Source organism: Sphingomonas sp. FUKUSWIS1, assembly GCF_000733135.1.
In the GTDB taxonomy this organism is placed as follows: Bacteria; Pseudomonadota; Alphaproteobacteria; order Sphingomonadales; family Sphingomonadaceae; genus Sphingomonas; species Sphingomonas aerolata.
Map to the genome: position 1 here is coordinate 1 of NZ_JPJC01000033.1, position 4147 is coordinate 4147.

Sequence of the window (4147 nt, forward strand, 5' to 3'; positions counted from 1 at the left end):
GACCACCGGGCTGTCGTCGAAGGAAGCGATCGCGGCGATCGGGCGCGCAGGCGGCGAGACGGTCGCGGCGGCGGCGCTGGTCGACCGGTCGAACGGCGCGGCGGATCTGGGCGTGCCGTTCTTCCCGCTGATCCGGCTCGACGTGCCGACCTATGCCGCGGATGCGCTGCCCCCGGAACTCGCGGCGATCCCGGCGATCAAGCCCGGCAGCAGGGCGGCGGCATGAGCCCCCCCGGCACCGCGCATCTGCGCCTCGGCGTCAACATCGATCACGTCGCGACGGTGCGGAATGCGCGCGGGGCGGGCTATCCCGATCCGGTCCGCGCGGCGCTGGTCGCGGCGGCGGCGGGGGCGGACGGGATCACCGCGCATCTGCGTGAGGATCGCCGGCACATCACCGACGACGACATCGCGCGGCTGTCGACCGAGCTTGCGATCCCGCTCAACCTGGAGATGGCGGCGACCGACGAGATGCTCGGCATCGCGCTGCGCCACCGGCCGCATGCGGCGTGCATCGTGCCCGAAAAGCGCGAGGAGCTGACCACCGAGGGCGGGCTCGACGTCGCGGGGCATTATGACCGGATGGAACGGCTGGTCGACGCGCTGGCCGGGGCGGGGATCCGCGTGTCGCTGTTCATCGAGCCCGACGCGCGGCAGATCGAGGCGGCGGTGCGGCTGAAGGTGCCGGTCGTCGAGCTGCACACGGGGCGTTATGTCGAGCTGTCGGGCGATGCGCGCAGCGTCGAGCTACGGCGGCTCGAGGATGCGGCGGCGCTGGCGGCGAAGAACGGCATCGAGGTGCATGCCGGGCACGGCCTCACCTATGACAATGTCGCGCCGATCGCGGCGATCCGGCAGGTGCGCGAGCTGAACATCGGGCATTTCCTGGTGGGCGAGGCGTTGTTCGTCGGGCTTGGCGAGGCGGTGCGGCGGATGCGCGAGGCTATGGATGCGGCGCGGTAGCGTGCAGATGGGGTTCACGCGAAGGCGCGAAGGCGCGAAGAGTCTGAAGACCGCCCCGGGCTCGCGTCTCCCGCTCGCTTCGCGCCTTCGCGCCTTCGCGAGAACATATCTTGTCTTCCGACTCCAGGCGTCGCGATGATCATCGGGTTGGGGTCGGACCTGTGCAATATCGAGCGGATCAAGGCGTCGGTCGAGCGGTTCGGCGAGCGGTTCGAGCAGCGGGTGTTTACCGAGGTGGAGCTGGCCAAGGCGGCGCGGCGGCCGTTCACCAAGGCGGGGACGCTCGCCAAGCGGTTCGCGGCGAAAGAGGCGTTTTCGAAGGCGGTCGGCACCGGGTTTCGCGCAGGCGTGTTCATGAAGGACATCGGCGTCGTCAACGCCGCGAGCGGTGCGCCGACGCTGGCCCTGACCGGCGGGGCCAAGGCGAGGCTTGACGCGTTGACCCCCGAAGGCCACGCCGCACGCGTGCACCTGACCATGACGGACGATCATCCCTGGGCGCAGGCCTTTGTGATAATCGAAGCTATACCCCTGTTATCCGCGGATAAAGATCGATGAAGGAAGCGGCGTTGGACGGCAAAGAGTCGCTCGAGAATCCGGCAGCATCGCGGGTCGGCGCCACACCCGTCCCGCCCCCGGGCAACGACGGTTCCCCTCCCACCACGAAGACGGCACCCGCGCGCCGCGGGACCGACTGGTGGGGCGAGGTGAAGGGCATATTCTGGCTGGTGCTGGTGGTGCTCGGCTTCCACAGCTTCATCGCCAAGCCCTTCTACATCCCGAGCGAATCGATGCTGCCGGGGCTGCGGATCGGCGACCGGCTGGTCGTCACGAAGTTCGCCTATGGCTGGTCGTTCGTGTCGCCGACGATCCCGAACCCGGTCGCGATCTTCAAGAGCGTCGTGCTCCGCCAGCAGGAAGACAGCTGGAGCGTGCAGATCCCCTTCATCAAGGGGCGGCTGTTCGGATCGCTGCCGACGCGCGGCGACGTGGTGATCGTGACGCCGCCGGGAACACAGAACGATTATATCAAGCGCGTGATCGGCCTGCCGGGCGACCGGCTGGAAGTGCGCGGCGGGACGGTGATCCTGAACGGCGTGCCGGTGAAGCGCGGCCCCGTCCACGACACGCTGATCCCGGTCGACACCAACAGCCCGTGCAGCGAGGACGAATATCCCGGCGCGCGCGAGACGCGGGCCGACGGCGCGATGATCTGTCGCCTGCCGACGATCACCGAGACGCTGCCCAATGGCCGGCGGTTCGACACGATCGAGATGGGCTGGAGCCCGGGCGACGATTACGGGCCGATCACGATCCCGGCGGCTCATGTCTTCCTGATGGGCGACAATCGCGACCGGTCCGCGGACAGCCGCTTTGCGCTGACGCAGCTCGGCCTTGGCGGGCCGGTGCCGTACGAGAATCTGGGCGGGCGCGCGGAGTTCATCACCTTCAGCCTCGACGGCGATGCGACCTACAACCCGCTGACCTGGTGGGGATCGCTCCGGTCGGATCGCGCGGGCACGTCGCTCCACCCTGCAACGGCGAACTGAGATGGCCGACGATAGCGGCGCGACCAAGCGCGTCGACGAGGCCAGCCCGGTCGAGATGCGCGACCCGGCCCTGCGTAAGGAAATCCGGCGCGCGACGATCTGGCTGGGGCTCGCCTGCCTGATCGCGCTGGCGATCGTGCTGGTCCAGCCGTTGCTGCTGATCTTCGCCGCGGTGGTGTTCGCGTCGCTGCTCGACGGCGGCGTCCGGTTGCTCGGGCGCGTGCTGCCGATCAGCCGCGGATGGCGGCTGCTGATCGTCGTGGTGCTGGTGCTGGTGTTCATGATCGGCACGTTCGTGCTGACCGGGGTGCAGGTGACCGAACAGGTGACGCAGTTGCGCTCGACGCTCGAGCTGCAGGCGAACCGGTTTACGGGCTATTTGGCGTCGCAGGGGCTGATGCCGGGCGTGTCGGACGTGAGCGGGATCGCCAAGCAGGCGCTGGGGTCGGTCGGGCGTGTGACATCCTGGGTCGGCACCGCGATCGGCGCGCTGACCAGCCTGTTCATGATCCTCGTGCTCGGGCTGTTCATCGCGATGGACCCGGGCACCTATGCGCGCGGCGTCCAGTGGATGGTGCCGACCGACCTGCGCGACGAATTCGCCCGGACGATGGTAACGATGGGCGAGACGATGCGGCGGCTGCTCGCCGGGCGGTTGCTCGGCATGGCGGTCGAGGGCGTCGCGACGGGGATCGCGCTGGCGATCGGCGGCGTGCCGATGGCGATGCTGCTCGGGATCATCGCAGGCATCCTCGCCTTCATCCCCAATATCGGTGCGATCGTCACCGGCGTGCTGATGGTCGCGGTCGGCTTCAGCGCGGGCGTCGACACCGGATATTGGGCGATCGGCACCTATTTCGTGGTGCAGACGATCGACGGCTATGTGATCGTGCCGATGGTCGCCAAGCGCACCGTCGACCTGCCGCCCGCGCTGACGCTGGGCGCGCAGATCCTCGCGAGCGCGCTGTTCGGGATCCTTGGCCTCGCGCTTGCCGATCCGATGACCGCGATGCTCAAGACCGCGCTCGAGCGTCGGTCGGACCGCGAGGACGAGAAGGCCGCGGACTGACGAGCGTGTCGAACAGCGCGAGATAGCGCTGCGCCGAGTCGCTGCCGGGTTGCGGGACAGGTGCGGGCCGCGAAATGCCGGGTGTGAGCCAGGCGTCGAGTGCGGCGACGAGTGCGGGGCCGTCGTCGCGCGCGACGATCGTGCCGCGTGCGGGGGTGTCGATGATCTCGACAATCGCGCGGCTCGAATCGGTCGCGACGACGGGCGTGCCGACCGACAGCGCCTCGCGCAGAACCCCCGGCACGCCTTCGAAATCGGAGGTCAGCGCGACGACCTGTGCGCGGGCCATTGCCGGGAGCGGATCGGCGACATGGCCGGGCAGATGGACGCGGGCGGCGAGGCCTAGTGCGGTCGCCTGCGCCGCGAGTGTGCCGCGGCAATTGCCCTCGCCGAGGATGACGAGCGCGATGTCGCGATCGCCGAGTGCTGCGACCGCGGCGAGCAGCCGGTCCCAGCGCTTCTGCGGTTCGAGCCGGCCGACGCCGAGGATGAACCGCGACGGCAGCACGGGGAGCGTCGCGCCCGGCGCGGCGAGTGCCGGCGGGTTGGGGATGACGCTGACCCG

Annotated in this window: 5 protein-coding genes and 1 pseudogene; 5 read left to right on the plus strand and 1 reads right to left on the minus strand. The window is 69.5% G+C overall.

Going from position 1 to position 4147, the window contains the following annotated elements; genetic code table 11:
- The 5 genes and pseudogenes from sphsw_RS03155 to sphsw_RS03175 form a co-directional block, all read left to right on the plus strand.
- Positions 1-226 (plus strand): annotated as a pseudogene (locus sphsw_RS03155) (orotate phosphoribosyltransferase); the annotation flags it as partial.
- A complete protein-coding gene (locus sphsw_RS03160; RefSeq protein WP_031439335.1) occupies positions 223-963 on the plus strand; it encodes a pyridoxine 5'-phosphate synthase in 741 nt (246 codons plus the stop codon). The pseudogene sphsw_RS03155 and the gene sphsw_RS03160, both read left to right, overlap by 4 nt.
- A gap of 135 nt (positions 964-1098) precedes the next feature.
- Positions 1099-1521 (plus strand): holo-ACP synthase, encoded by a 423-nt coding sequence (gene acpS, locus sphsw_RS03165; RefSeq protein ID WP_031439336.1) that lies wholly within the window; start codon positions 1099-1101, stop codon positions 1519-1521.
- Positions 1518-2513 (plus strand): signal peptidase I, encoded by a 996-nt coding sequence (gene lepB, locus sphsw_RS03170; RefSeq protein WP_031439337.1) that lies wholly within the window; start codon positions 1518-1520, stop codon positions 2511-2513. Before acpS ends, lepB begins: the two co-directional genes overlap by 4 nt.
- A gap of 1 nt (position 2514) precedes the next feature.
- On the plus strand, positions 2515-3582 hold the full coding sequence (locus sphsw_RS03175; protein WP_031439338.1) for an AI-2E family transporter: 1068 nt from the start codon (positions 2515-2517) through the stop codon (positions 3580-3582).
- On the opposite strand, the gene sphsw_RS03180 is transcribed toward sphsw_RS03175, so the two are convergent.
- The coding region (locus sphsw_RS03180; RefSeq protein WP_042466460.1) for a glycosyltransferase at positions 3527-4147 on the minus strand (621 nt) is incomplete at its 5' end. The genes sphsw_RS03175 and sphsw_RS03180 overlap by 56 nt on opposite strands.